This is a genomic window from Brevundimonas sp. AVps4 (assembly GCF_058681525.1).
The window spans coordinates 2,910,545-2,937,097 of sequence record NZ_CM178741.1 but is presented as its reverse complement, the minus strand read 5'-3'; the positions used below and the strand labels follow the sequence as shown (position 1 = coordinate 2,937,097).

General features: G+C 67.9%; 26 protein-coding genes and 1 pseudogene. 13 read left to right on the top strand and 14 right to left on the bottom strand.

Features of this window, described 5'->3' with window-relative positions; all coding sequences use genetic code 11:
• Positions 1-51: 51 nt before the first annotated feature.
• Positions 52-831, bottom strand: a complete 780-nt coding sequence (locus ACW178_RS14595; RefSeq protein ID WP_492024702.1) for a response regulator — start codon at positions 829-831, stop codon at positions 52-54.
• Between the two features lie 280 nt (positions 832-1,111).
• A pseudogene (locus tag ACW178_RS14590) lies at positions 1,112-2,524 on the bottom strand (PAS domain S-box protein); the annotation flags it as partial.
• Positions 2,525-3,249: 725 nt separating this feature from the next.
• Between ACW178_RS14590 and ACW178_RS14585 the strand changes: the two are divergent.
• The 4 genes from ACW178_RS14585 to ACW178_RS14570 all read left to right on the top strand — a co-directional run bounded on the left by ACW178_RS14585 (position 3,250) and on the right by ACW178_RS14570 (position 7,069).
• Positions 3,250-3,729: a Dps family protein gene (locus ACW178_RS14585; protein ID WP_054766541.1), complete on the top strand. Its 480-nt coding sequence runs from the start codon at positions 3,250-3,252 to the stop codon at positions 3,727-3,729.
• 95 nt (positions 3,730-3,824) lie between these two features.
• Positions 3,825-4,919 carry a cell wall hydrolase gene (locus tag ACW178_RS14580; protein ID WP_191557931.1) on the top strand — a complete coding sequence of 365 codons (1,095 nt, stop codon included), beginning with the start codon at positions 3,825-3,827 and terminating at the stop codon, positions 4,917-4,919.
• Positions 4,920-5,004: 85 nt separating this feature from the next.
• Entirely contained in the window at positions 5,005-6,603 is a 1,599-nt protein-coding gene (locus tag ACW178_RS14575) for a sensor histidine kinase (RefSeq protein ID WP_444571420.1), read from the top strand.
• A 58-nt stretch (positions 6,604-6,661) separates the two neighbouring features.
• Complete coding sequence (locus ACW178_RS14570; protein ID WP_054766540.1) at positions 6,662-7,069, top strand: response regulator; 408 nt, start codon at positions 6,662-6,664, stop codon at positions 7,067-7,069.
• 18 nt (positions 7,070-7,087) lie between these two features.
• Here ACW178_RS14570 and trxB read toward each other — a convergent pair whose 3' ends face one another.
• The gene (gene trxB / locus ACW178_RS14565) at positions 7,088-8,095 is read right to left on the bottom strand and encodes a thioredoxin-disulfide reductase (protein ID WP_182713244.1); all 1,008 of its coding nucleotides are present in this window, start codon (positions 8,093-8,095) and stop codon (positions 7,088-7,090) included.
• A 68-nt stretch (positions 8,096-8,163) separates the two neighbouring features.
• On the opposite strand from trxB, the gene ACW178_RS14560 reads away from it, so the two are divergent.
• Positions 8,164-8,448, top strand: coding sequence for a glycine zipper domain-containing protein (locus ACW178_RS14560; RefSeq protein WP_054766538.1), 285 nt, complete (start codon positions 8,164-8,166; stop codon positions 8,446-8,448).
• Between the two features lie 172 nt (positions 8,449-8,620).
• On the opposite strand, the gene ACW178_RS14555 is transcribed toward ACW178_RS14560, so the two are convergent.
• The 5 genes from ACW178_RS14555 to ACW178_RS14535 all read right to left on the bottom strand — a co-directional run bounded on the left by ACW178_RS14555 (position 8,621) and on the right by ACW178_RS14535 (position 11,592).
• Entirely contained in the window at positions 8,621-9,586 is a 966-nt protein-coding gene (locus tag ACW178_RS14555; RefSeq protein ID WP_492024701.1) for a mitochondrial fission ELM1 family protein, read from the bottom strand.
• 183 nt (positions 9,587-9,769) lie between these two features.
• A complete protein-coding gene (greA, locus tag ACW178_RS14550) occupies positions 9,770-10,243 on the bottom strand; it encodes a transcription elongation factor GreA (protein WP_191557933.1) in 474 nt (157 codons plus the stop codon).
• A 145-nt stretch (positions 10,244-10,388) separates the two neighbouring features.
• Positions 10,389-10,589: a hypothetical protein gene (locus ACW178_RS14545; RefSeq protein ID WP_152950872.1), complete on the bottom strand. Its 201-nt coding sequence runs from the start codon at positions 10,587-10,589 to the stop codon at positions 10,389-10,391.
• 55 nt (positions 10,590-10,644) lie between these two features.
• Positions 10,645-11,310, bottom strand: a complete 666-nt coding sequence (locus tag ACW178_RS14540) for a glutathione S-transferase family protein (RefSeq protein WP_191557934.1) — start codon at positions 11,308-11,310, stop codon at positions 10,645-10,647.
• Between the two features lie 60 nt (positions 11,311-11,370).
• The gene (locus ACW178_RS14535) at positions 11,371-11,592 is read right to left on the bottom strand and encodes a hypothetical protein (RefSeq protein WP_054766533.1); all 222 of its coding nucleotides are present in this window, start codon (positions 11,590-11,592) and stop codon (positions 11,371-11,373) included.
• 129 nt (positions 11,593-11,721) lie between these two features.
• Here ACW178_RS14535 and ACW178_RS14530 point away from each other — a divergent pair, with 129 nt between their 5' ends.
• Positions 11,722-13,032, top strand: a complete 1,311-nt coding sequence (locus ACW178_RS14530; RefSeq protein ID WP_191557935.1) for a dicarboxylate/amino acid:cation symporter — start codon at positions 11,722-11,724, stop codon at positions 13,030-13,032.
• Positions 13,033-13,038: 6 nt separating this feature from the next.
• Here the strand turns inward: ACW178_RS14530 and carB are convergent, their stop codons facing one another.
• The 4 genes from carB to ACW178_RS14510 all read right to left on the bottom strand — a co-directional run bounded on the left by carB (position 13,039) and on the right by ACW178_RS14510 (position 18,327).
• Positions 13,039-16,338, bottom strand: a complete 3,300-nt coding sequence (carB, locus tag ACW178_RS14525; protein WP_191557936.1) for a carbamoyl-phosphate synthase large subunit — start codon at positions 16,336-16,338, stop codon at positions 13,039-13,041.
• A 23-nt stretch (positions 16,339-16,361) separates the two neighbouring features.
• Entirely contained in the window at positions 16,362-16,679 is a 318-nt protein-coding gene (locus ACW178_RS14520) for a ribonuclease E inhibitor RraB (protein ID WP_224761038.1), read from the bottom strand.
• A gap of 141 nt (positions 16,680-16,820) precedes the next feature.
• Positions 16,821-17,564 carry a hypothetical protein gene (locus tag ACW178_RS14515; RefSeq protein ID WP_492024700.1) on the bottom strand — a complete coding sequence of 248 codons (744 nt, stop codon included), beginning with the start codon at positions 17,562-17,564 and terminating at the stop codon, positions 16,821-16,823.
• 64 nt (positions 17,565-17,628) lie between these two features.
• On the bottom strand, positions 17,629-18,327 hold the full coding sequence (locus tag ACW178_RS14510; protein ID WP_492024699.1) for an HAD family hydrolase: 699 nt from the start codon (positions 18,325-18,327) through the stop codon (positions 17,629-17,631).
• 42 nt (positions 18,328-18,369) lie between these two features.
• Between ACW178_RS14510 and ACW178_RS14505 the strand changes: the two genes are divergently transcribed.
• Positions 18,370-19,080 carry an SDR family NAD(P)-dependent oxidoreductase gene (locus ACW178_RS14505; RefSeq protein WP_492024698.1) on the top strand — a complete coding sequence of 237 codons (711 nt, stop codon included), beginning with the start codon at positions 18,370-18,372 and terminating at the stop codon, positions 19,078-19,080.
• 26 nt (positions 19,081-19,106) lie between these two features.
• Here the strand turns inward: ACW178_RS14505 and ACW178_RS14500 are convergent, their stop codons facing one another.
• Positions 19,107-19,343, bottom strand: a complete 237-nt coding sequence (locus ACW178_RS14500; protein ID WP_224764281.1) for a YbdD/YjiX family protein — start codon at positions 19,341-19,343, stop codon at positions 19,107-19,109.
• Complete coding sequence (locus ACW178_RS14495; RefSeq protein WP_287106642.1) at positions 19,336-21,423, bottom strand: carbon starvation CstA family protein; 2,088 nt, start codon at positions 21,421-21,423, stop codon at positions 19,336-19,338. The genes ACW178_RS14500 and ACW178_RS14495 overlap by 8 nt, the downstream gene beginning before the upstream one ends.
• A gap of 189 nt (positions 21,424-21,612) precedes the next feature.
• Here ACW178_RS14495 and murC point away from each other — a divergent pair, with 189 nt between their 5' ends.
• The 6 genes from murC to ACW178_RS14465 all read left to right on the top strand — a co-directional run bounded on the left by murC (position 21,613) and on the right by ACW178_RS14465 (position 26,541).
• Entirely contained in the window at positions 21,613-23,025 is a 1,413-nt protein-coding gene (gene murC / locus ACW178_RS14490; RefSeq protein WP_492024697.1) for a UDP-N-acetylmuramate--L-alanine ligase, read from the top strand.
• A 69-nt stretch (positions 23,026-23,094) separates the two neighbouring features.
• Positions 23,095-23,340, top strand: a complete 246-nt coding sequence (locus tag ACW178_RS14485) for a type II toxin-antitoxin system VapB family antitoxin (RefSeq protein ID WP_287103557.1) — start codon at positions 23,095-23,097, stop codon at positions 23,338-23,340.
• Positions 23,340-23,735 (top strand): type II toxin-antitoxin system VapC family toxin, encoded by a 396-nt coding sequence (locus tag ACW178_RS14480; protein ID WP_287103559.1) that lies wholly within the window; start codon positions 23,340-23,342, stop codon positions 23,733-23,735. The genes ACW178_RS14485 and ACW178_RS14480 overlap by 1 nt, the downstream gene beginning before the upstream one ends.
• Positions 23,732-24,640 carry a UDP-N-acetylmuramate dehydrogenase gene (gene murB, locus ACW178_RS14475; RefSeq protein ID WP_287103561.1) on the top strand — a complete coding sequence of 303 codons (909 nt, stop codon included), beginning with the start codon at positions 23,732-23,734 and terminating at the stop codon, positions 24,638-24,640. Before ACW178_RS14480 ends, murB begins: the two co-directional genes overlap by 4 nt.
• 87 nt (positions 24,641-24,727) lie before the next feature.
• The gene (locus ACW178_RS14470; protein ID WP_492024696.1) at positions 24,728-25,669 is read left to right on the top strand and encodes a D-alanine--D-alanine ligase; all 942 of its coding nucleotides are present in this window, start codon (positions 24,728-24,730) and stop codon (positions 25,667-25,669) included.
• The gene (locus ACW178_RS14465) at positions 25,657-26,541 is read left to right on the top strand and encodes a cell division protein FtsQ/DivIB (protein WP_348685218.1); all 885 of its coding nucleotides are present in this window, start codon (positions 25,657-25,659) and stop codon (positions 26,539-26,541) included. Before ACW178_RS14470 ends, ACW178_RS14465 begins: the two co-directional genes overlap by 13 nt.
• Positions 26,542-26,553 lie beyond the last annotated feature (12 nt).

The following is a 26,553-nucleotide window of genomic DNA, read 5'->3' as shown; positions in this document are numbered from 1 at the left end:
AACTGACGAAGAAAAACGCGCCGCAGCCTCTGCGGCGCGTTTTTCTTGGATCTAATGGTTTGGCCGCGGCCCCGCCGTCGAAAGAACGGCGCGCAATTGCTCGGGCGAATAGGGTTTGCGCAGGAAGGGCCAGGGCGTGTCGGCCAGAACCTGGTCCACGTCGTCGCCCACATAGCCCGAGGTCAGGACGATCCGCATCTGGGGCCAGTCGCGCGCCGCCTGACGCGCCAGATCGACGCCGCTCAGGCCGCCGGGCATGACCACATCGGTCAACATGACGTCGAAGCGCGCCCGTTCCAGGGCCTCCAGCGCCTCGGGACCGGTCTCGACCCATTCGACGTCCAGGCCGAAACTTTCCAACTGATCCAGGGCGATGGCCGCGACATCCGCATCGTCCTCCACCAGCAGCAGGCGGTGGCCGTTCGGCAGGGCGGCGCCGACGCCGCCCGGTTCGGGTGACGGGGCGGCCTTGTCCGCGATCAGCGGCGGCAGATAGAGGCGGATTTCCGAGCCGCGGCCGGGGCTGGAAGCGATATGCACCCCGCCCCCCGACTGTCGGGCGAAGCCATAGACCTGGCTGAGGCCCAGGCCCGTGCCCTTGCCGATCGGCTTGGTGGTGAAGAAGGGTTCGAAGACCCGGTCGATGACCTCGGCCGACATGCCCGATCCGTTGTCGGACACGGCGACGCAGACATAGTCGCCCGCCGCCAGTTCCGGGATCTGCCCCGCCGCTACGGAACAGGCCTGGGTTTGGATCGTGATGCGGGCGCCGGCACGGACGGGGCCGTCTCGACCCCGATCGAGGCGGGCCGCCGGCCTCTTTCGTCGCATCGGCTGATGCGGCGTCGCGCCCGGTCACGTCGCCCAGGGCGTCGCGGGCGTTGACGACCAGGTTCAGCAGGGCGGCCTCGAACTGGGCTGGATCGACGTTGACGCGAACGCCGCCGCGCTTCAGCCGGATCTTGAAGTCCACGGCCTCGCCGACGGCCCGGCGCAGCAAGGGCTCGCCCTCGCGGATCAGGCCGTTCAGATCGACCGGTTCGGGACGCAGGGCCTGACGGCGCGAAAAGGCCAGAAGCTGGTGGGTCAGGCTCTCGCCGCGACGGGCGGCGGCCAGGGCGGCCTCGCCCAGCTTCTTGCGTTTTGCGGCGTCGTCGGAGCGCAGGATGATGTCCAGCGCCCCGATCACCACCGTCAGCAGATTGTTGAAATCGTGGGCGACACCGCCGGTGAGGCGGCCGACCGCCTCCATCCGCTGGGCGTGCATCAGATGGGCCTCTGCGGCGGCCTTTTCGGCCAGGGCCTCCGCGACCCGTTCCTCCAGCAGCTCATTGATGTGCTTCAGGTCGTCCTCGGCGCGCTTGGCGTCGGTGACGTCGATGGTGGCGCCCACATAGCCCTGGAAGGCGCCGGCCGCGTCGAACCGGGGCACGCCCTCGGTCCGGAGCCAGCGCAGCCCCAGGGTCGGATGATTGGCCCGGCTGAGCGCCTCGAACCGATCCCGCGCCTGGAAGGCCCGCAGGAAGGCGGCGTCGAACACCGTCTCATCGTCCGGATGCATCAGCCTGCGCCAGCCGTCCAGCAGCTGGCGCTGCGAGCGGATGTCGCAGAACAGCCGATAGCGTTTGTTGGCGAAGACGATCCGGGGCGTCGCGTCCGTCATCCAGATCATGGCCGGAGCGCTGTCCGCGACGGTGCGGAACCGGCTTTCGGATTCGGTCAGCCGGGCCTGGGCCTCGCGCATGTCGGTGACGTCGAAGGCGACGCCGACGAAGCCGATCAACTCGCTTCCGGCCATGCGCGGACGAGAGAAGGATTTCAGCCAGCGCCACTCGCCGTCATGACGCCGATACCGAGCCTCCAGAGAAAACGGTTCTCTCGTCGCCTCTCCGGCCAGGGACTCTCGAAGGATGCGGTCCTGGTCGTCCGGGTGCAGTCGGGCGCGCCAGTCCGCCGCAAGGGCCGTCTCATAGTCCGCGCCGAAGAAGTCCGCATAGGCCTGGTTGATGAAGGCGCGGCGGCGATCCTGGCGCGTGACCCAGATCAGGACCGGCGCGGTGTCGGCGATGGCGCGGAAGCGCTGTTCGCTCTCGCGGGTCTCGGTCTCGGCGCGGGCGCGTTCGATCTCGACCCAGGTGCGGGCGGCGACCTCCTCGACCAGCTGGACCTCCGCGTCAGTCCAGCGTCGGGGGGCGGCGGCGTGGACATAGAGGAAGGCGCGCAATCGGCCGTTGCGGATCAGCGGCGCTCGGATCAGGGCGCGGGTCTGGATTTCGGCGAAGGCGGCGGCGATGTCGGCCGAACGGGGGTCGTCGCGGACGTCGTCGATGCGGATGGTCCGACCGTCGAACAGGTCGGCGACGAGGGCGGGATTGAAGACGCTCGGCGCGCGCCCGTGAACGCTGGCGACGCCCTGAATCCAGTCGCGGCTCAAGGAGACGACTTCGCCCGTCTCGTCCACCTCGCCGTAGCCGACGCGGTTCGCGCTCAGCAGGCCGCCCAGGGACGCCTCGACCTCGGCCATCATCCGCTCCGGGTCGGACAGGTCGCGCAGGCGGTCGCTGAGGTTCAGAAGGAAATGCTGGCGGCGCTCGGCGCGGGCGGCCTTCTCCAGCGGTTCGCGCGCCCCGTCCACGTTCAGGTTGATCCCGGCATAGCCCAGAAAGGCGCCGGTCTCGTCAAACCGCGCGTTGGACAGGGACAGGGCCGAGACGACGGAATCCAGCCGGATCAGGGTCTGGCGCAAGGAGGCGCCCAGCCAGGTGCAGAACAGGCCCACCAAGACGAAGTTGGAGGTGGCGACCACGCCCAGATGCGGGGTCGTCGGGCCGGGGTTCAAGGCGACCAGCGCCCAGCCGCCCAGCAGAGACCCCGCAACCGCCGTCAGACCTGCCAGACGTCCGCCGGCCAAGGCCGCCAGAATGACGCCCGGCAGTAGGATCATGAAGCCGGTGATCCCGCCGTAAAAACCGGCGGTGGCCGCCCGCACCGCCAGTCCTGCGCCGGCGCCGGCCAGTCCGACTAGAATTCTCCGCCAGGCGGGACCGGACTTCAGACGGGCGAGAACGAGGAGACCGGCTTCGGCGTTCAGAAATCGGCGAAAGACCGCGCCTGGCGTCATATTGTGCCCGTCCCCTCACGTCGTTCGATGCGACGTTATGTGATGCAACGCTTGTTGCGGTTTTGCGTTCCTGCCTGCCGGATTGCGTCTAGATTGCCGGCGACGAACTCACACCCACGGAGCGTATTATGACCGCAACCATTGACACCGGACTGTCCCAGAGCGAGCGCGGCGACGTGGTTGAGCAACTGACCCGGGTTCTGGCGGACGCCTACGCCGTCTATCTGAAGACCCACGGCTATCATTGGAACGTGCGGGGGCCTGAATTCTTCTCGCTGCACAATATGCTGGAGCAGCAGTATCGCGACCAGTGGGCGGCCCTGGACGACATCGCCGAACGTATCCGCGCCCTGGGCGAGTTGGCGCCGCAGGGCTACGGCGCCTTCGCCAACCTGACCAGTATTCGCGACGGCGAGCCGGAAAAGGACGCGCCCGACATGCTGCGCGAGCTGATGCGCGATCATGAGACCTTGATCGCCACCATGCGCTCCGCCCTGGACGTGGCGGACGGGGACGGCGACGACGTGACCGTGGATCTGCTGACCCAGCGTCTGGCGGCGCACGAGAAGTTCGCCTGGATGTTGCGGGCCAGCCTGGGCGGTCGATAAGGCGGATCGGCGGTCCGCCTGAAAACGGCCCCGAAATGCGGGCACGGTCCGGGCCTCCTGCGTCCATGACCTGGTCGCGCCTGCTGTGGAACAGAATGGTCCTTACCCATTGGAACCGGATTTGGGCGGCGGTCAGGCGCTCGGCTGCGGCCTTGCCCGCCGCCGCCGCCGTGCTGGGCGTCGCCCTGTCGGCCGGCTCGGCCGTGCGGCCGGACGCGGATCGGACGGCGGAGGCCGTGGCGCGGATCACCCAGGGCGATCTGGGGCCCCACGGCCTGGCCGCTCTTGAGGGGCGGCTGAGCGCCTCGCAGCTGGCCCTGGCGCAGCGGCACGATCCGGCCCTGACCCGGGCGGCCTTCACCCCAGGTGCGACCCTGGCGACGGCCGGAGCCCTGCGTCCGGCGCGGCCCTTCGTCTTCAAGGGCGGGGCCGAGGATCGCCGTCGCGCCCTGCGGTGCCTGACCCAGGCGGTCTATTACGAGGCGGCGCTGGAGTCCGACGAGGGCCAGGCGGCGGTGGCTCAGGTGGTGCTGAACCGCGTGCGCGATCCCAACTACGCCGACACGGTGTGCGGCGTTGTGTTTGAAGGCGCCGAGCGTACGACCGGGTGCCAGTTCAGCTTCACCTGCGACGGCGCCCTGTCCCAGGCGCCGGTTCCCTGGGCGTGGGAGCGGGCGCGCAAGGCGGCCGAAAAGGCCTTGAACGGCTATGTGGCCCAGACGGTGGGGACCGCCACCCACTATCACGCCGACTATGTGGACCCCTGGTGGGCGCCGACCGTCTCGCGCGTCAACAAGATCGGGACGCACGTCTTCTATCGCTGGAAGGGTCTTTACGGGGAGACGGCCGCCTTCCGCGCCGTTTACAAGGGACGCGAGCCCCTGATCGATGAAGCGCGGTTCGCCCGCCCCCGACCCGGCGTTCAGCCCGGCCAAGGGACCGGAGGCCCGGACCCGGACGCGGTCCCCGCCGAGGCAGGGCAGGCGGCCCCGCTTAAGACCGTCGAGGTCGATGGACGTCAAAGGGTGGTGGGCGTGGTCAGCCTGGGCGGGCGTCGTCTGCCCACCCAGGAAGAGGTCGCCGCCATCAATGCGCGGCTTCAGGCCCTGGAGGCCAAGCCGGAGCCGGAGCCCGCTCCGGCAGGCGTCGCCGTGATGGCGGTGGAAGAGGTCGGACGCCCCGCCAAGTGAAGCGACGGGCCGCTCTAATGCAACGCTTGTGCGGGTCGAGCATTGAAGCTGCTGATCCCGCTTACGGCCTCGAAAGGACGCCTGTTTGACCGACCCCATTGCTGAACCTGCACGGTGGGATGAGTCCGAGCGTCTGGCGGCCCTGAGAGACTACGGCATTCTTGATACGGCGCGCGAGGCCGCCTTTGACGACGTGGTGGCCTTGATCGCCCGCATCTGCGAGACCCCGATCGCGGTCGTCAATCTGATCGACTCCGGACGGCAGTGGTTCAAGGCCGAGGTCGGGCTGGGCGTGCGCGAGACGCCGCTGGCGACCTCCTTCTGCGCCCACGCCCTGTTGAATGAGGACGGGCTGGTGGTGCCGGATGCGACAAGGGACGCCCGGTTCGACGGCAATCCTCTGGTTCATCAGGAGCCGGGGCTGCGCTTCTATGCGGGGCGGTTGCTGAAGACGCCCAGCGGCCTGCCCTTGGGCACCCTGTGCGTTCTGGACACCCAGCCCCGGCCGGAAGGTCTGACTGAGCTTCAGGAGACGGCGCTCAAGACCCTGGCCGGTCAGGTGATGTCGCAGATGGAACTGCGCCGCGCCCTGCGTCAGAGAGACGAGGGCCGGGACGCGCTTGAACGGGCCTTGGAGGCGTCCGACGACGTCGCCGCCCGGCTGAGGGCCAGCGAGGCCCAATTCCGGGTGCTGGCCGACGCCATGCCCCAGATGGTCTGGTCGACGCGCCCCGACGGCTTCCACGACTACTACAATGCACGCTGGTACGAGTTCACCGGCGTGCCAGCCGGATCGACGGACGGGGAAGGCTGGAACGACATGTTCCATCCTGACGATCAGCAGCGGGCCTGGGCCCGCTGGAGCCGGTCGCTGGAGACGGGCGAACCCTATGAGATCGAATATCGGCTGAAGCACCATTCCGGGGTGTATCGCTGGACCTTGGGGCGGGCGGTGGCGATCCGCAACGAGGATGGCGAGATCACCCGCTGGTTCGGCACCTGCACCGACATCGACGAGCTGAAACGGCTGGAGCAGGGTCGCGAACTGGTCAGCCAGGAGCTGAGCCACCGGATCAAGAACATCTTCGCCGTGGTCACGGCGCTGGTGGCCCTGTCGGCCCGTCAGTATCCTGAGGCCCGGGCCTTTGCTTCGTCTCTGCGGACCCGTATCGCCGCCCTGGCCCGCGCCCATGAGTTCGTCCGACCGCACACGGAGGCGTCTCAGCCGACGGTGGGGGCCACCACCCTGCACACCTTCCTGGCGGATCTGTTCAGGGCGTACAGCGATGACACGGGCGCCCCGCGCGTTCACATCAGCGGCGACGACGCCGTGTTCGACGACCAGGCGGCGACCTCCGTCGCCCTGCTATTCCACGAACTGGCGACCAATGCGGCCAAGTACGGCGCCCTGGCGACGGCGGCGGGTCGGGTGGAGCTGGCCACGCGCCGCGACGACGACCGGTTCATCCTGACCTGGACCGAGATCGGCGGCCCGGCGATCGAAGGGCCGCCCGAGCGCCAGGGGTTCGGCTCCTCCCTGGCCAGTCTGTCGGTGGAGGGCCAACTCGGCGGGCGGCTGCACCGCGAATGGGCGGCCGACGGTTTAAGGATTGTTGTGGATTTGCCCGCTACCGCGCTCTCGCGCCGCAGGGCGGCGGAAAAGGACCGCCTTCAGCCACTCTGACGGAAACCGATCGCCTGTCCCCGCGTTGTGTCCGCCACAGAACATAAAACCGCCGCCCATGACCGCCCGCATCCTGATCATTGAAGACGAAGCGCTCGTCGCTATGGAGCTGCGTTTCGTCCTGGAAGACCTGGGCCATAAGGTCGTGGGGGTGGCGTCGACGTCGAAGTCGGCCCAGAATCTGGCGCGTGAAAATGAGGTCGATCTGGCCCTGGTCGACATCCACCTGTCCGACGGCCCCACGGGCATAAGCCTGGGGCGCGAGCTGGGCCAGGAGATGGGCGTGACCGTCCTGTTCATGACCGCCAATCCGGGCATGGTGCGCGACGGCGTCGCGGGCGCCATTGGCGTCCTGTCCAAGCCGACCGATGAACAGGCGGTGCAGACGGCGGTCGATTACGCCCTGCGCCGCCGCACAGGCCAGCCGGTCCAATATGCGCCGCCGGGTCTGCAGCTGTTCGCCTGACTCCGCCCGTCCGGACGTTCACCAGACGCCGATCTTCTCGGCTTCCTTATGGCTGATGGGATGGTTGGCCTTGGCGTGGTCTTCCTCGGCCAGGAAACGGCTGGCTTCGAGCGCGGCCATACAGCCCATGCCCGCCGCAGTCACAGCCTGGCGATAGACGTCGTCGGTCACGTCGCCGGCCGCCCACACGCCCTCGATTGCGGTCTGGGCCGTGCCGGGTTTGACGCGGATATAGCCGCCCGAATTGGTCTCGAGCTGACCCTTGAACAGTTCCGACGACGGGGCGTGGCCGATGGCGATGAAGACGCCGTCGGCGGGGATCTCCTGGGTCGAACCGTCCTGAACGTTCTTCAAGCGAACGCTGGTGACGTTGCGGGCGACGCCGTCCACCACGCCCAGAATCTCTTCCACCGCCACGTTCCAGATCACCTCGACCTTGGGGTGGGCGAACAGGCGGTCTTGCAGGATCTTCTCGGCGCGGAACTCGTCGCGACGGTGGACCACCGTGACCTTGGCGGCGAAGTTGGTGAGGAACAGCGCTTCCTCGACGGCCGTGTTGCCGCCGCCGACCACGACCACGTTCTTGCCGCGATAGAAGAAGCCGTCGCAGGTGGCGCAGGCGGAGACGCCGAAGCCCTGATAGGCCGCCTCGGACTCCAGACCCAGCCACTTGGCCTGGGCGCCCGTGGAGATGATGACCGTCTCGGCCAGGATTTCCTCGCCGCCGTCCAGCTTCAGCCGGAACGGGCGCTGCGACAGATCGGCGGAGACGACGATGTCGTGGATGACTTCCGTGCCGACGTGCAGGGCCTGGGCCTGCATCTGCTCCATCAGCCAAGGGCCCTGAATGGTCTCGGCGAAGCCGGGATAGTTCTCGACGTCGGTGGTGATGGTCAGCTGGCCGCCGGGCTGGAGACCGGCGATGACGACGGGGTTCAGCGAGGCGCGGGCGGCGTAGATGGCGGCGGTCCAGCCGGCGGGGCCGGAGCCGATGATGGCGACGCGGACGGTACGAGCTTGGGTCATGCGCCTATTTAGGGGCTGATTCCCGTTTGCGCGATGTTAGTCTCGCCGCAGATGAGGAGGAGACGGGGATGAGCAACAAGAAGGCGGCCTTCCTGCCGATCGGGATCGGCATGGGTCTGTCGATCGGGGTGGCCTTGGGCGTGGCGATGGACAACGTCGGCCTGGGGCTCGCCCTGGGCACGGCCATCGGATCGGGCCTCGGCGTGGCCTTCATGGGCGCGGCGAACGCCAAGGCCAAGAAGGGCGACGGTTCGGACGGCGGCGCCGTCCCGCCGACGTCGGACACGTCAGGCTGCGCCGACTCCAGCGCGGACGGCGGCTGTGACAGTGGCGGCGGAGGGGGCGGCGACTAAAGGCCACTCCAAATTTTTTAGTGCACTTTCGTGCAGATTTTTGCGAGCGGTTCTTAGTTTTCCTCCTGACGCCAGCGGGTGGCTTGCACCACGGCTGCGTCAGAATCGGACGCAGAAGATTATCTCTGTTGCGCTCATGCCGGCGAAAGCCGGGATAAGCGGAGTGAGTGGCTTAGCGCGCCCCCATCGCCTCCAGCACCGCCCGCGCCGCGCGCTGGGTTTCGGCCAGGGGGGCGTAGGTCCATCCGTCCAGCGTTCCGTCGAACGGCCGGGTCGCGCCGCGTTCGGCCAGATCGTCGTGCAGTCGGGCGAACTTGTCGCCGGACCTGAGCGCGACCATGGGCAGGATGTGGACCGGCTTGCCGGTCGAGGCGGCCTCGGCGGCCATGTTGGCGCTGTCCTCGGTGACCAGGATGTGGTCGGCGAAATGCAGGAAGCCGAACAGGGGGTTGTCGCCGGCCCCGTCCCAGATCCAGCCGGGCAGGCCCGACAGGCGTTCGGTCATCACCGCCTTGGCGGCGTCCGGCGTGCGGCGTGAGAAGGTCAGCAGCAGCGAACCGCCTGAGGCGTGAACGGCCTCGGCGATCTGGTCGGCCAGGTCCGCCGCATGGGCCTGGGTCAGGTCGAAGGCCTTGGACCGGCCGCCGATCAGCACGGCGACGCGCGGGCGGGGCAGGGGGGCGATCCGGGCGGCGAAGGCCGGCGCGGCCTGGGCGATCCGCTCCGGCGTGACGCGATGAGGGGAGCCGGTGATTTCAAAGACATTGTCGCCCGACAGGCCGTCATGGGCCGGGGCGACGATCAGGTCGTAGCGGTCGTTCGCCCAGCGCGGGTCCTGGGTCTGGACGACGAAGGTCTTGCCGCCGCTCCAGCGCTTGATGCGGGTCGAGAGGGGCAGGGTCGCACGACCGGTGGCGATCCAGAGATCGGGCCAGGGCGCCGCGAGCGGGGCGGACGCCAGCATGGCCGGCGTCTTCAGCGCCGACGGCAGGCGGTCGAACAGGGGCCGCCAGCGGATGTGTTTGACCGTGATCTCGGCCGGGGTCAGGCGCTGGACGGCCTCGGCGAGGCCCAGGGCCTGGTTCTCGATCCCCGCGCGTCCGTCCGAGACGACCCAGATGGAGAGGGGGTCAGACATCTGTTTTGCCTCCCCGTTTCGGGGAGGGAGAGCGAGCGAAGCGAGGCCGGGTGGGGCAGGCACGGCGACGCCCCACAGACAAGGGGCCGATCGAGCAAGAGCGGCCCGCCGGGCCGCCCCCACCCCGTCGCTGCGCGACGACCCTCCCCGGAACGGGGAGGGAGACGGTTATTCGATCTGTGGTTATTTCCACTCGACCTTGAGGATCTCGTAGGCCTTGACCCCGCCGGGGGTGTTGACCTCGACCACGTCGCCGACCTCCTTGGAGATCATCGCGCGGGCGATCGGCGAGGCGATGGAGATCTTGCCCTTCTTCACATCGGCCTCGTGTTCGCCGACGATCTGATAGCGGGCCTCTTCTTCCGTGTCCTCGTCGACCACGGTGACGGTGGCGCCGAACTTGACCTGGTCGCCCGACAGTTTCGACACGTCGATGACCTGGGCGCGGCTGATCTTGTCCTCGATCTCGGCGATCTGGCCCTCGATCCAGCCCTGACGCTCCTTGGCGGCGTGGTATTCGGCGTTTTCGGACAGGTCGCCGTGCTCGCGGGCCTCGGATATGGCCGCGATGACGGCCGGCCGCTCGACCGACTTCAATTGCTTCAGTTGATCGTCGAGGACACGGTAGCCCTCGCCCGTCATCGGCACTTTTTCCATTGGTGTCGTGATTTTTCTGGTTCGCCCGGAGACTGGAAAGACGCGAAATAGGCAGACAAAAGGCCGCGGGGCGGGCGCGGCCGGGCATAGACACTAGGGCTTATCGCGCCGCAATTCAAGGGCGCGCCTCCACGCCCGATCGAGATCAGGCGCGGGCGGGGGGTTTGGTCTTGCCGCTGCGGTGGGTGACGCTCTTGATGAGGCTGTAGGCCAGCCAGGCGACAGCGGCCAGGCCCATCAGCATGAACAGGCTCGACGCCACGGCGGCGCCGGCCGCCATGAAGGCCAGGATGAAGGCGACGGCCGCGACGAGTCCGGCCACGATCTGAATGGTTTGAAGGCGCATGAGACGTTAACGCCTTCATCCCCGTCGGGTTGCGCGGCGCATCCCCGCGACGCCATCACGCATAGGTGTAGGGGCCGCCCCGTTCCAGCGCCCGCTGATAGGCGGCACGGGCGTGGATGCGTTGCAGGAAGGCGGCCAGGCGCGGCTTGGTCGCTATGTCGAAGGCCCGGTCCGCCCCGGCCTCGACCGGGAAACTCATCATGATGTCGGCGGCGGTGAACTGATCCCCGGCGAACCATTCGGATCGGCCCAGCTCATCCTCCCAAAAGCCGATATGGGTGCGAAGCTGGGGATCGACGAAGCCGCTCTGGGCCTTGGCGGCGATCCCGTTGACGAGGGGCTTGAGCAGGGCGGGGGCGCGGCGGGGCAGCAGGCCGAACACCAGCTTCAGCAGCAGGGGCGGCATGGCCGACCCTTCCGCATAGTGCAGCCAATAGGTGAAGCGCCGCGCCTCTTCCGTGCCGGGCGGGGGCCGCAGCCGCCCCTGGCCGTGGGCGTCCAGCAGATATTCGACGACGGCGCCGGTCTCGGCGACCTTGATCGCCCCGTCCTCGATCACGGGGGACTTGCCCAGCGGATGGACGGCGATCAGTTCGGGCGGCGCCAGCCGGGTCTTGGCGTCGCGTTCATAGCGCACGACCTCATAGTCCAGCCCCAACTCCTCCAGGAGCCACAGGACGCGCTGGGACCGGCTGTCGTTCAGATGGTGGACCTTGATCATCGGGCGGCTCCTGATGCGGTGGAACGGACTATTCCGCCCCGCCGTCGGGGAAGTCCAGACCTATCTCGGGGACCGACCGCTCCATCTTGAACGGGGCTGCGGACGGGCCTTGGACGCCGTCTGATGCTGGGTCTGACCCGCCTTCTGACGGCGGTTGCGCCAGACCTCCAGCGCCAGTGTGGCCAGGGCCAGTTTGCCGGCGTGGCGCCCGGCCAGACGACGGCCGCCGCGCGACAGCAGCAGGCTGCCGACCAGGGGGACGATGGAGTTCAGACGCGGCATGCAAGCCTCCTTTGTTTCCGGCTCAACGCCGCGGCGGCGGGGGCGTTTCCACCTGCGACGACATGGGCTGATGACGGGCGACAGAAGGTTTGACGCGCGCGCGGACGAAACCGGTGCTAGCCGTGGCGTATGCGCTCTTCCCGACTCGCCGCCTTCTTCACCTCGCTCAGCTTCGCCGTGATCGCCGCCCTCGTCGCGGGGGTGGTCGTGGGCGCCCTGGCTCAAGGGGCCGACACCCCCGTCCTGACGGGGGCGCTGGGCGTGATCGAGAGCCTGGGCCAGGTCTGGCTGAACGCCCTTCGAATGACCGTCATCCCCCTGGTCTTCAGCCTTCTGGTGACGGGGATCGTCTCCATCGCCGATGCGGCGGCGACGGGGCGGATCGCAGCGCGGGCCCTGATGGTGTTCGGCGTCCTGCTGGTCGGGGCGACGGTTTACGCCATCCTGGCGGGCCTGGGGCTGTTGGCCCTGTGGCCCATTGACCCTGAGGCGGGCCGCGCCCTGCTGGCCGGGGTCACCCCCGACGTGGCCCAGACGGTGGGCGAGGCGGCCCGGACCGACGGGTTCCGCGCCTTCCTGGCCAGTCTGGCGCCGGCCAATCTGATCAAGGCGGCGGCCGACGACGGGGTGTTGGCGGTCGTGGTCTTCGCCCTGGCCTTCGGCTTCGCCGCGACCCGGATCAAGCCCGAGCTGCGCCGCCCCCTGGCCGGCTTCTTCGAGGCGGTGGCCGAGACCCTGGTGGTGATCGTCCACTGGGTGCTGCTGGCGGCCCCCTTCGGCGTCTTCGCCCTGGCGCTCGGCGTGGGTCTGAGGGCCGGCCTGGGGGTGGCGGGCACCCTGGCCCATTATGTCGCCGTCGTCTGCCTGAGCCAGATCGGCCTGATCCTGATCCTCTATGTCGTCGGGACGGCCTGGGGGCGGATGTCCCTGGCCCGGTTCGCGCGCGCCGTGGCCCCGGCCCAGGTGGTGGCCGTCTCGACCCAGTCGTCGCTGGCCAGCCTGCCGGTGATGATCGAGCGGGCGCGCGAATGGCTGGGCGTGCCCCAGACCTCGGCGGGCCTGGTCCTGCCCCTGGCGGTGGCGGTGTTCCGCATCACCAGCCCGGTCGCCAATCTGGCCGTCTGCCTCTATGTTGCCCAGCTGAACGGGGTGGATCTGAGCCTGTCCGCCCTGGTCGCCGGCGGACTGACGGCCATCGCCGTCTCGATCGCCTCGGTCGGCCTGCCGGGGCAGGTCAGCTTCTTCGCCGCCATCGGCCCCATCTGTCTGGCCATGGGCCTGCCGCTCGGCGTCCTGCCCCTGCTGCTGGCGGTCGAGGTCATCCCCGACATCTTCCGCACCGTCGGCAACGTTACCGCCGACCTGGCCGCGACGCGGATCGTGGCCGGCGAAGATGGGGCGGGGGAGGACGCCGCGCCGGAGACCGACCCGGCGTCCTGACGCCCTTCAGGCGTAGTCCTGGATCGCCTTCACATCCAGGTCGCCGGCCTTGATGGCGCCGATGGCCTGGGCGGCGGCCAGGGCCCCCGCCGTGGTGGTGTAGTAGGGGATCTTCATCATCAGGGCGGTGCGGCGCAGCGAGAAGCTGTCCTGCAGCGACTGCTTGCCCGAGGTGGTGTTGAAGACCAGATGGACCTCGCCGTTCTTCATGGCGTCGACGATGTGGGGGCGGCCTTCCAGCACCTTCCTGACCAGGCCGACCTCGATCCCCTGGGCGGCCAGATAGTCGCGGGTGCCGCCGGTGGCGATGATGGAGAAGCCCTGGGCCAGCAGGGTCTTCACCGCCTCGACGATGAAGGGCTTGTCGTCCTCCTTGACCGAGACGAAGGCGCAGCCGGAGGTCGGCAGATGGGTGCCGCCGCCGATCTGGGACTTGGCGAAGGCGCGGGCGAAGGCGGGGGCCATGTCGGCCTCGCCCTCGCGCTTCCAGTCCAGGCCCATGACCTCGCCGGTTGAGCGCATTTCCGGGCCCAGAATGGTGTCCACCCCGGCGAAACGGGCGAAGGGGAAGACGGCTTCCTTGACCGCGATGTGGTCATAGGGGGCGTCGGTCAGGCCGAAGGAGGCCAGGGGCACGCCCGCCATGACCTTGGCGGCGATCGAGGCGATGGGCCGGCCGATGGTCTTGGCCACGAAGGGGGCCGTGCGGCTGGCGCGCGGATTGACCTCCAGCACGAAGATGCGCGGGTTCTCGCCGTGCGGCTCTTCAATCGCGAACTGGACGTTCATCAGGCCGCGCACCTTCAGGGCCTTGGCCATTTCGGTGGTCTGGCGCTTCAGCTCGGCCACCGTCTCGGGGCGCAGGGACCAGGGCGGCATGGAGCAGGCGCTGTCGCCCGAGTGGACGCCGGCTTCTTCGATATGCTCCAGCACCCCGGCGACGAAGACGGTCTCGTCGTCGCACAGGGCGTCCACGTCCACCTCGGTGGCGCGGTTCAGATAGTGGTCGATCAGGACGGGATCATCGCCCGAGACCCGCATGGCCTCGTGGACGTAGCGGTCCAGCTGCTCGCGGTCATGGACGATCATCATGCCGCGGCCGCCCAGGACGTAGGAGGGGCGCAGGACGACGGGATAGCCGACGTCCTCGGCCTTCTGCGCGGCCTCCTCGGCGCTGCGGGCCAGGGCGTTGGGGGGCTGACGCAGGCCGATGGCCTCCAGCATCTGCTGGAAGCGCTCGCGGTCCTCGGCCAGGTCGATGGAGTCGACGCTGGTGCCCAGGACGGGGATGTCGTCCTCCTGAAGCGCATGGGCCAGCTTCAGCGGGGTCTGGCCGCCGAACTGGACGACGCAGCCGATCAGATCGCCCTTGGACCGCTCGACCTCGATCAGCTCCAGCACGTCCTCGGCCGTCAGGGGCTCGAAATACAGGCGGTCGGAGGTGTCGTAGTCGGTCGAGACGGTCTCGGGGTTGCAGTTGACCATGATGGACTCGACGCCGATGTCGTCGAAGGCGAAGGCCGCGTGGCAGCAGCAGTAGTCGAACTCGATCCCCTGGCCGATCCGGTTCGGGCCGCCGCCCAGGATGACGGCCTTCTTCCTGTCCGACGGCTCGGCCTCGCATTCGGGAACCTGGCCCAGGGCGCCGGTCTCATAGGTCGAATACATATAGGCGGTGGCGCTGGCGAACTCGGCCGCGCAGGTGTCGATCCGCTTGAAGACGGGGCGGACGTTCAGGGCGCGCCGCGCGGCGCGGACCTCTTTCTCGGTCTTGCCGGTCAGGGCGGCCAGACGGGCGTCGGAGAAGCCCTTGGCCTTCAGGCGGCGGAACTCGGTCGGGTCGGTCGGCAGACCCTTGACCCGCACATGGCCCTCCTCGCGCACGATGTCGGCGATCTGGCGCAGGAACCAGGGCTCGTAGGCGCAGGCGGCGTTGACCTCTTCCACCGTCAGCCCGTGGCGGAAGGCCTGGGCGATGACGCGGATCCGGTCGGGGGTGGGCACGCCCAGGGCGCGGACCACGGCGGCGCGGGCGGCGCCGGCGTCCTCGACATCGGCGACGCCGTCGATCTCGATCTCGTCGAAGCCGGACAGGCCGGTCTCAAGCCCGCGCAGGGCCTTCTGCATCGATTCCTGGAAGGTGCGGCCGATGGCCATGACCTCGCCTACCGACTTCATCGAGGTGCCCAAGAGGGGCTCGGACCCCGGATATTTCTCGAAGGCGAAGCGCGGGATCTTGGTGACCACATAGTCGATCGACGGCTCGAAGCTGGCCGGGGTGACCTGGGTGATGTCGTTCTGCAGCTCGTCCAGGGTGTAGCCGACGGCCAGACGCGCGGCGACCTTGGCGATGGGGAAGCCGGTGGCCTTGGACGCCAGCGCCGAGGAGCGCGACACGCGCGGGTTCATCTCGATCACGACCATGCGGCCGTCCTTGGGGTTGATCGCCCACTGGACGTTCGACCCGCCCGTCTCGACCCCGATCTCGCGGAGCACATTGATCGAGCCGGTCCGCATCCGCTGATATTCCTTGTCGGTCAGCGTCAGCGCAGGGGCGACGGTGATGGAGTCGCCGGTATGGACCCCCATCGGATCGACGTTCTCGATCGAGCAGATGATGATGCAGTTGTCCGCCGTGTCGCGGACGACCTCCATCTCATATTCCTTCCAGCCCAGCACCGATTCCTCGATCAGCACCTCGGTGGTCGGGGACAGGTCCAGGCCGCGCAGGACGATCTCCTCGAACTCCTCGCGGTTGAAGGCGATGCCGCCGCCGGTGCCGGCCAGGGTGAAGGAGGGACGAATGACGGCGGGCAGGCCGACGTACTCCAGCCCTTCCAGCGCCTCTTCCATCGAATGGGCGGCCTTGGAGCGCGGCGATTCCAGACCCAGCTTGTCCATGGCGTCGCGGAACTTCTGGCGATCCTCGGCCTTGTCGATGACCTCGGCCTTGGCGCCGATCATCTCGACCCCGTACTTCTTCAGCGCGCCCGAGGCGTCCAGGGCCAGGGCGGTGTTCAGCGCGGTCTGGCCGCCCATGGTGGGCAGAAGGGCGTCGGGGCGTTCCTTGGCGATGATCTTCTCGACCATCTGCGGGGTGATCGGCTCGATATAGGTGGCGTCGGCCACCTCCGGGTCGGTCATGATGGTGGCGGGGTTGGAGTTGACCAGGATGACCCGGTACCCCTCGGCCTTCAGCGCCTTGCACGCCTGGACGCCCGAATAGTCGAACTCGCACGCCTGACCGATGACGATGGGGCCGGCGCCGATGATGAGGATCGACTGGATGTCTGTGCGTTTGGGCATGGGGAGGGCCTCTTCTTTTTGTTCTAGTGGGTCACGACCGCGCATTCCCAGCCGTCGTACTCCAGCTGGAAGGCCGCGGCCCAGGTCTGCATCATGGCCGAGACGGGCGCAAAGCTCGCCGCATCGACCGCCATGGTGGTCTCGAGAATCGTCATGTCGCCCTCGCCGCGCGCAATGAAGCCGGCGCGCCGCGCCACCTCGCACAGATCGCCGTGGGCGTCCTCGTCGCCGAGGAAGAAGAACAGCGTATGGCGCGGCGTCACGCCGCTGTCGCCCTGTTCGGCCAGCGCCGCACGCACCATGGCGTCGCGTTCGTCATGACTGATGTCCGAGGCGTGCACGGGGCGAGGGGATCCTTGGTTCTTTGCGCGCGCGTAGCCGCCGCAGGGCGTCGCCATGCGGAGCTTGCGTCGGGTTGTCGGTTAAGCGGCCCGTTTAGAGAGGGAGGGGCGGGGGGGCAAGGCCTTTTGACTTATGCCCGGCTAGTTTCCGAACAGTCGATCTAGCACCTTAACTCCGTGGGCCTTGAGCCAAGCAGCGACAACGCCTGTCGCGAATTGCGTCGCCTTGCCAATAGCGGTTTTAGCCGAAAAGCGAGCAGCGAGAGTTTCGAGAGGCCAAACAAGATACACTTGGACTGCACTGGCGGTCAGATACTCTGCATTTCGTAGCCAGTCGCTTGTTTCGCCTAGCCTTCTGACAACTTCATTTCGTTCCGCCGGAACGGAAGCGGCATAGCCGTTATCCGCTCTCACTTGCTCCGCGAGGGCGTCGATCGCTTCGGCTAGTTCCGTTGTTTTCGGATCAGCCGGTCGAACTTCCAGAGGTTCCCACTTGTCACCGACGAAGGTTTCGGAGGGCGGGTCTTGCTCGAAGGCGCGCTCTATAGACTCCTGAAGCCAGTCCCAGCCGAGATCAGAGGTCAAGACCATGGCTCTGCGCGTTTCTGGGTGGCTCTCGCTTATTTTGTCTAGAAGATCATCAATTGTAGATCTATCTAAAAGGAATCTTGGGCTCGCATGAGGCGTCTCGATAACGTCGAGTGAGCCGAAGAGCGCGAACAGAGAACGCTCGACATCTTCTGGTTCTATATCGATTTCGAGCTGTGAATTTTTTTCATTAACGACATGCATAGCCGTTAAAGCTATGCGCTTTTTGCTTCCCTTGCGGGATGTGCGAAGCAGATAATCTAGTACGACTACGTTGTGATAGTCGACGATGTCCATCGTAGATTTCCCCTCCTAGCTTCAGTGCCAGCTTTCAAGTTCGACCTTATTTGTTGGCATTGCGTCAATCCGCCACCGCCCTGATCCAGTCCGGCAATTCCCCGATCCGGCTTAGGGACACATATCGCGGGTGCCCCTCCGGGGCGTCGGCTAGCTCATGGGCCCAGGTGACATGGTAGGGGATGTGGACGCCGAAGGCGCCGGCGGCGATGGCGGGCAGGACGTCGGACTTCATCGAATTGCCGGCCATGACGGCTTCGGCCGGGCCTGTGCCGTGGCGGGTGAAGACCCGTTCATAGGTGGCCCGGTCCTTTTCCGAGACGATCTCGACCGCCGCGAACCGGTCGCCCAGGCCCGAGGCGGCCAGCTTGCGTTCCTGATCCAAGAGGTCGCCCTTGGTGATCAGGACCAGGCGGTAGTTTTCGGCCAGTTCGGCGACCACCTCGTCCACGCCGGGCAGGGTCTCGACCGGATGGGCCAGCATTTCGCGGCCGGCGGCCAGGATCTCGCGCACCACCTCGGGCGGGGCGCCGCCGTCGCACAGCTCCATGGCCGTCTCGATCATCGACAGGGTGAAGCCCTTCACGCCGTAGCCGTAGAGGCGCAGGTTGCGCTGTTCGGTCTCGGCCAGGCGCGCCTCGATCGTGGCGGCGTCACCGTGGTCGTCCAGCAGGTCGACGAAGCGGGCGTGGGTCAGACGAAAGATCGTCTCATTGTGCCAGAGGGTGTCGTCGGCATCGAGGCCGACCGTGGTGATGCTCATGACGCGCCCCTATCATGAGCCGCGTCGGCATGGGAGATGAAGATGAGCGGATCGGCGGTGGTGATCGGCGCCTCGGGCGGGATCGGGCGGGCCCTGACGCAGCGTCTCGTCGCCGAGGGCGGGTTCGAGGCCGTCTGGGCGGTGTCGCGTTCGGCGGCGGCGGTTCCCGGCGCCCAGGCCCTGGCGGCCGATCTGGAGGACGAGGACAGTCTGGCCCAGGCGGCGGCGCGGATCGCGCAAGGCGCCGCGCCGACCCTGGTGCTGGTCGCGACCGGCGTCCTGCACGACGGTTTCCAGCCCGAGCGGTCCCTGCGTCAGCTTGAGGCCGAGCATCTGCTCAGGGACTATCGGATCAATACGGTGGGGCCGGCCCTGGTCGCCAAACATCTCCTGCCCCTGCTGCCGCGCGACCGGCGGGCGGTGTTCGCGGCCCTGTCGGCGCGGGTCGGTTCGATCGGCGACAATCGGCTGGGCGGCTGGTACGCCTATCGCGCGTCCAAGGCGGCGCTGAACATGATCCTGCGCAATCTGGCGATCGAGACGGCGCGGACCCACCCCCTGGCGGTGGTCGCCGGGCTTCATCCCGGCACGGTGGACACGGGGCTGAGCGCGCCGTTTCAGAAGGGGGTGGGGGAGGGACGGCTGTTCAGCCCGGATCATTCGGCCGAACGGCTGCTGGCGGTGGCGGCGGGGTTGACGCCGGGGGACAGCGGCGGGGTCTTCGCCTGGGACGGGGCGCGCATCCCGGAGTGAGGACGGCCGAAGGCCAGGCCGTCAGCTCAGCAGCATTTGAAGCCGCCGGCGCCTCCGAAACGGCGCTGCTCGTGCAGGCGGAAGAAGGCGATCTTGTCCAGAGGCGGCTGGTCGGGGTGGGTCGCGGTCGCATGCCGGACATAGGCCTCATAGTCCGGCTGGCCGATCATGGCGCCGGCCGTGCGCCGGACGCCGCGACCCCACCGAACGGCGGCGTCGCGGCACAGGCACAGCAGATCGTCCTGGCCCGAGGGATCAGGCACGGGCGACGTCCGCCGCATCGTCGGCCGGGGTCAGATCGTGCGCCTCGGGATATTCGCGCACGGTCGGGCGGCTGTTCAGATAGGCCTTGCGACAGGCCAGGACGCCATAGATCACCATGGTGACGACCACGAACAGGAAGCCCGCCGTCAGGGCGGAGTTGACGTAGTCGTTGACGATGATCCGGTGCATGTCGCCGGCGGTCTTGGCCGGGGCCAGCAGTTCGCCGGCGCCCAGGGCCTCCTGATACTTCCGGGCGTGGGCCAAAAAGCCGATGCGGACGTCCGGATGGAACAGCTTCTGGAAGCCGGCCGTCAGGGTGCAGATCAGCAGCCAGGTCGCCGGGACCACCATGACCCAGGCGAACTTCTCGCGCTTCATCTTGAACAGGACGACCGTGCCCAGGATCAGGGCGACGGCGGCCAGCATCTGATTGGCGATGCCGAACAGGGGCCACAGGCTGTTGATGCCCCCCAGCGGATCGACGACGCCGGTGTAGAGGAAATAGCCCCACAGGCCGACGGTCAGGGCGGTGGCCACGACATTGGCGCCCCAGGACTTGGTCTCGCGCATCCTGGGCACGGCGACGCCCAGCAGGTCCTGGATCATGAAGCGGCAGACGCGGGTGCCGGCGTCGACCGTGGTCAGGATGAACAGGGCCTCGAACAGGATGGCGAAATGGTACCAGAAGGCCATCATGGCCTTGCCGCCGATCACGCCCGACAGGATGTGGGCCATGCCGACCGCCAGGGTGGGGGCGCCGCCCGCGCGCGACAGGATCGAGTGCTCGCCCACGTCGCGGGCCAGCTGCTCCAGCTCGCCGGGGGTGATGTGGAAGCCCCACTGGGCCACGGCGGCGGCGGCGGAGGCCGCATCCTTGCCGATGACGGCGGCCGGGCTGTTCATGGCGAAATAGACGGCCGGGTCCAGAACCGTGGCGGCGATCAGGGCCATGACGGCCACGAAGCTTTCGCACAGCATGGCGCCGTAGCCGATCATCGGGATCTGGGCTTCGTTCTCCAGCAGCTTGGGCGTCGTGCCCGACGAGATCAGGGCGTGAAAGCCCGAAACCGCGCCGCAGGCGATGGTGATGAACAGAAAGGGGAAGAGGGCGCCGGCGAAGACCGGGCCGGTGCCGTCGATGAAGGGGGTGATCGCGGGCATCTGCAGGTGCGGACGCACGATCAGTATGCCGATGGCCAGGGCGACGATGGCCCCGATCTTCAGGAAGGTCGACAGATAGTCGCGCGGCGCCAGCAGCAGCCAGACCGGGATGACCGAGGCGATGAAGCCGTAGACCATCATCAGTATGGCCAGGGTCGGGCCCGTCAGGGTGAAGGCCGGGCCCCAGAACGGGTCAGCCGCCACATGGCCGCCGCCGATGATGGCCAGGATCAGCAGGACCACGCCGATGACCGACACCTCGCCCACGCGGCCGGGCCGCAGGAAGCGGGTGTAAAGGCCCATGAAGACGGCGATGGGGATGGTGGCGGCGACGGTGAAGGTTCCCCACGGGCTCTCGGCCAGGGCCTTGACCACCACCAGGGCCAGGACGGCCAGGATGATGACCATGATCATCAGCACGCCCACCTGGGCGATGATGCCGGGGATATTGCCCATTTCGGTGCGGATCATGTCGCCCAGGGACTTGCCGTCGCGCCGGGTGGACATGAACAGGACCATCATGTCCTGCACCGCTCCCGCCAGCACGGCGCCGACCAGGATCCACAGCACGCCGGGCAGATAGCCCATCTGGGCCGCCAGCACCGGCCCGACCAGAGGCCCCGCGCCGGCGATGGCGGCGAAGTGGTGGCCGAACAGGACGTTTCGGGGCGTCGGCACATAATCCAGGCCGTCGTCGCGCCGCACCGCCGGGGTCGGGCGCGAGGGCTGCAACTGCATGACCTTGCCGGCCAGGTAGCGACTGTAGAAGCGGTAGGCGATCGCATAGGTGCAGACGGCGGCGACCACCATCCAGACCGCGCTGACGCTTTCGCCCTGGTGCAGGGCGATGACGCCCAATGAGACGGCCCCCAGGATCGCGATGACCCCAAATACCAGAGGGGTTCCAAGTTTGCCCACGACCTACTCCTACTCGACCGGACGACTGACGATTTCGCGTCCTGTTTGCACGATAGGCCCGCCGAAGGCCAATCGACTAAAGTCGTAGGCAGGGCCCGGCGTTCCGGCGCGCGATCCGTTCGCGCGGCTTCGAAACTTGGATACACGCCCCCCCGTGCAATCCGCCAAATCTATTGCTAAGCGCATCGGATGATCGCTCGCCTTCGCCCCGTCCCGTTCGACCTCGGTCCCGTCCATTTCGTCGGCATCGGCGGCATAGGCATGAGCGGCATCGCCGAGATCATGCTGAAGATCGGCTATTCGGTTCAGGGCTCGGACGCCAAGGCCAGCGCCAACACCGAACGTCTGGAGAAGCTGGGGGCCAAGATCTTCATCGGCCACGACGCCGCCCATGTCGGCGAGGGCGTCTCGGCCGTGGTCTATTCGACGGCGGTCAAGGCCGACAATCCCGAGATGAAGGCCGCGCGCGAGCGTCGCATCCCCCTGGTGCGCCGGGCCGAGATGCTGGCCGAGCTGATGCGGCTGCAGTTCTCCATCGCGGTCGGGGGCACCCACGGCAAGACCACGACGACCTCCATGGTCGCGGCCCTGCTGGATGCGGCCGGTCTGGACCCGACGGTGGTCAACGGCGGCATCATCAACGCCTACGGCACCAACGCCAAGGTGGGGGACGGCGACTGGATCGTGGTCGAGGCGGATGAGAGCGACGGCAGCTTCCTGCGGCTCAAGTCCACTGTTGCGATCGTGACCAATATCGACCCGGAACACCTGGACCACTACGGCGACTTCGACGCGGTGCGGAAGGCCTTCATCGACTTCGTCGAGAACATCCCCTTCTACGGCTTCGCCGCCGTCTGTCTGGATCATCCCGAGGTGCAGAAGCTGGTCGCCTCTATCGATAACCGGCGGCTGGTGACCTATGGCGTCAATCCCCAGGCCATGGTGCGGGCCGAGGGATGCCAGATGGGGCCGGACGGCGCCCGGTTCGACGTGGTGATCCAGAACGGCGAGACCCACCGGATCGACAATCTGCACCTGCCGATGGCGGGCTGGCACAATGTCTCCAACGCCCTGGCCGCCATCGCCGTGGCGCGCGAGCTGGACGTATCCGACGAGGCGATCCGCGAGGGCCTGGCCGGGTTCGGCGGGGTCAAGCGCCGCTTTACGACGACGGGCGTGGTGAACGGGGTGCGGATCGTGGACGATTACGGCCACCACCCGGTCGAGATCGCCGCCGTGCTGAAGGCGGCGCGTCAGGTGACGGAGGGCCGCGTCATCGCCGTGGTCCAGCCGCACCGCTACACCCGTCTGCGCGACCTGATGGACGACTTCTCGACCAGTTTCTCCGACGCCGACAGCGTGATCGTCGCCGACGTCTATCCGGCGGGCGAACAGCCGATCGAAGGGGTGGACAAGCACGCCCTGACTGAAGGGATCCGCCGCTACGGCCACCGCCATGTCCAGGCGCTGGAGAACGCCGCCGTCCTGCCGCGTCTGATCAAGGAAGAGGCCCAGTCGGGGGACGTGGTCGTGCTGCTGGGCGCCGGCGACATCACCAGCTGGGCCTATGGCCTGCCCGCGCAGCTGGAGGCGCTGGGGTGACGCCCGGCTTGTCCGGCGAGGTCTGGAAAGTATATATTGTGGTGTGACGGTATATCCCTCGAGGACGCCATGGCCCTTTATGTGAAGGATCCCGAAGTCGATCGGATGGCCGAACGCCTCAGCCGCATCGGAGGCATCAGCAAGACGGAGGCGGTGCGCCGCGCGCTGCGTCGCGAGTTGGAGCAGGTTGAGACGCCGTCGGACTTCGTGGAACGCGGCCTCGCCTTCGTCCGGGCGCTGGAGGCGCGAGCGCCAAGAGAGCGAGGAGAGCCGATCGACAAGGCCTGGATCGACAGCCTCTATGAGCGGGATTGATGTTCGTCGACGCCTCGGCGTTGACCGCCATCCTGACCGGCGAGTCCGACGCGCGAAATCTTTTTGAGCGTCTACAGCGCGGCTCGCCTCGCCTGACCTCTCCAATGGCGGTTTGGGAGACGGTCATAGCGGTGGCGCGGCGCAGGAATATGGAAGTCCATGACGCCGAGGGCGCCGTGGAAGCCTTCCCGACCGACTTCAATATCGAGGTGGTCGCCATCCCGGCCGAGGCGCGGCGCGAGGCGATCCGCGCTCACGCCCGGTACGGCAAGGGCCGTCACCCGGCGGCATTGAACTTCGGCGACTGTTTCGCCTATGCCTGCGCCCGCCACGCGCGATCGCCCCTGCTGTACAAGGGCGACGACTTTTCCCGGACCGACATCGAAGCCGCATGACCGAGATCACCCTTCCCCCCGTTCGCGGCAAGCTGCTGCGGGATGAGCCGCTCGGCCCCTACACCTGGTTCCGCGTCGGCGGCGCGGCCGAGGCCCTGTTCATTCCGGCGGACGCGGAAGACCTGGCTGATTTCCTCAAAGCCCTGGACCCGTCCGTGCCCGTGACCGTGCTGGGCGTCGGATCGAACGTCATCGTCCGCGACGGCGGGGTCGAGGGGGTGGTGATCCGCCTGGCCGGCCGGCCCTGGGCCCAGGTGACGACGGACGGCGACACGATCACGGCCGGCGCCGGGGCGCTGGACTCCATGGTGGCCAAGGTCAGCGCGAAGGCGGGGCTGGCGGGGCTGGAATTCTACGCCGGTATTCCGGGCACGGTCGGCGGCGCCCTGACCATGAACGCAGGCTGCTACGGGGCAGAGACCAAGGATGTGCTGGTCTCGGCCTGGGGGCTGACGCGGGCGGGCGAGCGGGTCGATTACGCCCTGGCCGACTTCGGCTACACCTATCGCCATTCGCGGGCGCCGGCCGACATCATCTGGGTCGAGGCCGTCTATCGTGGGACGCCTGACGACCCCGCAGCCGTCCAGGCCCGGATCGACGAGATCACCAGCCGTCGCGAAACCACCCAGCCGATCCGCGAGAAGACCGGCGGTTCGACCTTCAAGAACCCGCCCGGCCATTCGTCGTGGAAGCTGGTGGACGAGGCGGGCTGGCGCGGGAAACTGCACGTCGAAACCGGGGGAGGGGCCATGTTCAGCGAGCTGCACTCCAACTTCATGATCAACCCCGGCGAAGCGACCGCCGCCGACATCGAGGGTCTGGGCGAGGCGGTGCGCGCCGATGTCCTGTTGAAGACCGGCGTTCAGCTGGAGTGGGAGATCAAGCGGATCGGCCGACGCCTCTGATCACCGGCGTTTGACGCACAAATTTCACCTCGCGCGGGCGACAAGGTTGACGGCCTGTTAAACATCTCGGCCGCAATCGGAGAGCCCATGACCCGCGCATTCGAAGACCTTCATGTCGCCGTCCTGATGGGCGGTCTGTCCGCCGAGCGGGAGGTGTCCCTGACCTCCGGCGAACAGTGCGCCCAGGCGCTGGAGCGGCAGGGGGTGCGCGTCAGCCGCGTGGATGCGGGGCGCGATCTGGCGAACGTCTTGTCGGGCCTGATCAAGCCGGACGTGGTGCTGAACTGCCTGCACGGCGCCTGGGGCGAGGACGGCTGCGTCCAGGGCGTGCTGGAGACCCTGCGGATTCCCTATAGCCATTCCGGCGTCCTGGCCTCGGCCCTGGCGATGGACAAGAACAAGTCCAAGGCCGTGCTGAGGACGGCGGGCGTCAAGGTTCCGGGCGGCGGCCTGTACGATCGGCATGAGGTGGCGGCGCGCCACGTCATCGAACCGCCCTATGTGGTCAAGCCGAACGCCGAGGGCTCGTCCGTCGGGGTCTATCTGGTGACCGAGGGGGCCAATCGACCGGTCGCCGAGGTGGGCGAGCCCGGCTGGGCCTATGGCGAACAGGTGATGGTCGAGCCCTATATCGCCGGCAAGGAGCTGGCCGTCGCCGTGATCGGCTATGCGGACGGGCCGCGCGCCCTGACCGTGACCGACATCACCCCGACCAAGGGCTTCTATGACTATGAGGCCAAATATGCGCCGGGCGGTTCGGTTCACGTCCTGCCCGCCGTCCTGCCGCCCGCCGTTTTCGAGGCGGCCCTGCGCCAGGCCGAGGCGGCGCATGTCGCCATGGGTTGCAAAGGCGTGTCCAGAAGCGACTTCCGTTATGATGATGTTAAGGACGATCTGGTTCTGCTGGAGGTCAACACTCAGCCGGGCATGACGCCGACCTCGCTCGTCCCCGAGCAGGCCGCCCATGTCGGAATGAGCTACGAAGACCTGGTTCGGTGGATGGTGGAGGACGCCTCATGCCCGCGGTAGTTCGCGGCGGTCGGCGACAGAGTGCGGTTTCCTCGCGTGGCGCAGCCCCCAAGAAGGGAGGGCGTTCGCGCGGCGGGGCGCCCAAGCCTGCGTCCGCCATTCCCGGCAAGATGGCCGCCATCGGCCGTATTGATGTGTCGCCCCGCACCGTCATGATCGCGCTCAGCGCCGGCGCCCTGCTGGTGGTCGGGGTTTTGGCGACCGGCGCGCGCGCCGAGCGGATCGGCCAGTCCCTTTCTCGCGGGATCGACGGGGTGACGGCCGGCATGGGCCTGTCGCTGAAGCGGGTCCACATCACCGGCGCCTCGGCCGAGGCCGAGCCGGCCATTCAGCAGGCCCTGGGGCTTTATTCAGGCCAGCCGATCACCAGTCTGGATCTGGACGCCATTCGCGACCGGGTGCAGGGCGTGGGCTGGGTCAAGTCCGCGCGCGTCGTGCGCCTGTTGCCCGACACCCTGATCATCGAGGTCAAGGAGCACGACCGCCTCGCCGTCTGGCAGGAGGCCGGTCAGATCAAGGTCATCGACACACGGGGCCAGGTGATCAAGGGCGCCGACGCGCGCCGCTATCCCACCCTGCCGCTGGTCGTGGGCAAGGGCGCCGATCTGGCCGCCGCCGAAATCCTGCCTCTGCTGGCCCAGCGGCCGCGCCTGATGAGCCGGGTGGATGCGGTGGTGCGGGTGGACGAACGCCGCTGGGATCTGCGCCTGAAGGACGGCAGCCTGATCCAGCTGCCGGCCACGGAACAGGAGGCGGCCCTGATCCGCCTCGATGCGCTGGATCAGCGCGAACGCCTGCTCGACCTGGGCTTCGCCCGCGTCGATCTGAGAACGCCGGACGAGATTGCGGTGCGCCCCGCCGCCGACGCTTAACAGGGACCAGTG

What these genes read in the sequence shown, in the direction of transcription:
- ACW178_RS14505 (WP_492024698.1), top strand. Translation starts at nt 18,370, where the DNA reads ATGAGCGGATCGGCGGTGGTGATCGGCGCCTCGGGCGGGATCGGGCGG.
- ACW178_RS14535 (WP_054766533.1), bottom strand. Translation starts at nt 11,592, where the DNA reads ATGCCGCGTCTGAACTCCATCGTCCCCCTGGTCGGCAGCCTGCTGCTG.
- ACW178_RS14560 (WP_054766538.1), top strand. Translation starts at nt 8,164, where the DNA reads ATGAGCAACAAGAAGGCGGCCTTCCTGCCGATCGGGATCGGCATGGGT.
- ACW178_RS14545 (WP_152950872.1), bottom strand. Translation starts at nt 10,589, where the DNA reads ATGCGCCTTCAAACCATTCAGATCGTGGCCGGACTCGTCGCGGCCGTC.
- murC (WP_492024697.1), top strand. Translation starts at nt 21,613, where the DNA reads ATGATCGCTCGCCTTCGCCCCGTCCCGTTCGACCTCGGTCCCGTCCAT.
- trxB (WP_182713244.1), bottom strand. Translation starts at nt 8,095, where the DNA reads ATGACCCAAGCTCGTACCGTCCGCGTCGCCATCATCGGCTCCGGCCCC.
- ACW178_RS14510 (WP_492024699.1), bottom strand. Translation starts at nt 18,327, where the DNA reads ATGAGCATCACCACGGTCGGCCTCGATGCCGACGACACCCTCTGGCAC.
- ACW178_RS14470 (WP_492024696.1), top strand. Translation starts at nt 24,728, where the DNA reads ATGACCCGCGCATTCGAAGACCTTCATGTCGCCGTCCTGATGGGCGGT.
- ACW178_RS14555 (WP_492024701.1), bottom strand. Translation starts at nt 9,586, where the DNA reads ATGTCTGACCCCCTCTCCATCTGGGTCGTCTCGGACGGACGCGCGGGG.
- greA (WP_191557933.1), bottom strand. Translation starts at nt 10,243, where the DNA reads ATGGAAAAAGTGCCGATGACGGGCGAGGGCTACCGTGTCCTCGACGAT.
- ACW178_RS14480 (WP_287103559.1), top strand. Translation starts at nt 23,340, where the DNA reads ATGTTCGTCGACGCCTCGGCGTTGACCGCCATCCTGACCGGCGAGTCC.
- ACW178_RS14530 (WP_191557935.1), top strand. Translation starts at nt 11,722, where the DNA reads ATGCGCTCTTCCCGACTCGCCGCCTTCTTCACCTCGCTCAGCTTCGCC.
- ACW178_RS14595 (WP_492024702.1), bottom strand. Translation starts at nt 831, where the DNA reads ATGCGACGAAAGAGGCCGGCGGCCCGCCTCGATCGGGGTCGAGACGGC.
- ACW178_RS14465 (WP_348685218.1), top strand. Translation starts at nt 25,657, where the DNA reads ATGCCCGCGGTAGTTCGCGGCGGTCGGCGACAGAGTGCGGTTTCCTCG.
- ACW178_RS14585 (WP_054766541.1), top strand. Translation starts at nt 3,250, where the DNA reads ATGACCGCAACCATTGACACCGGACTGTCCCAGAGCGAGCGCGGCGAC.
- carB (WP_191557936.1), bottom strand. Translation starts at nt 16,338, where the DNA reads ATGCCCAAACGCACAGACATCCAGTCGATCCTCATCATCGGCGCCGGC.
- ACW178_RS14515 (WP_492024700.1), bottom strand. Translation starts at nt 17,564, where the DNA reads ATGGACATCGTCGACTATCACAACGTAGTCGTACTAGATTATCTGCTT.
- ACW178_RS14485 (WP_287103557.1), top strand. Translation starts at nt 23,095, where the DNA reads ATGGCCCTTTATGTGAAGGATCCCGAAGTCGATCGGATGGCCGAACGC.
- murB (WP_287103561.1), top strand. Translation starts at nt 23,732, where the DNA reads ATGACCGAGATCACCCTTCCCCCCGTTCGCGGCAAGCTGCTGCGGGAT.
- ACW178_RS14580 (WP_191557931.1), top strand. Translation starts at nt 3,825, where the DNA reads ATGGTCCTTACCCATTGGAACCGGATTTGGGCGGCGGTCAGGCGCTCG.
- ACW178_RS14540 (WP_191557934.1), bottom strand. Translation starts at nt 11,310, where the DNA reads ATGATCAAGGTCCACCATCTGAACGACAGCCGGTCCCAGCGCGTCCTG.
- ACW178_RS14570 (WP_054766540.1), top strand. Translation starts at nt 6,662, where the DNA reads ATGACCGCCCGCATCCTGATCATTGAAGACGAAGCGCTCGTCGCTATG.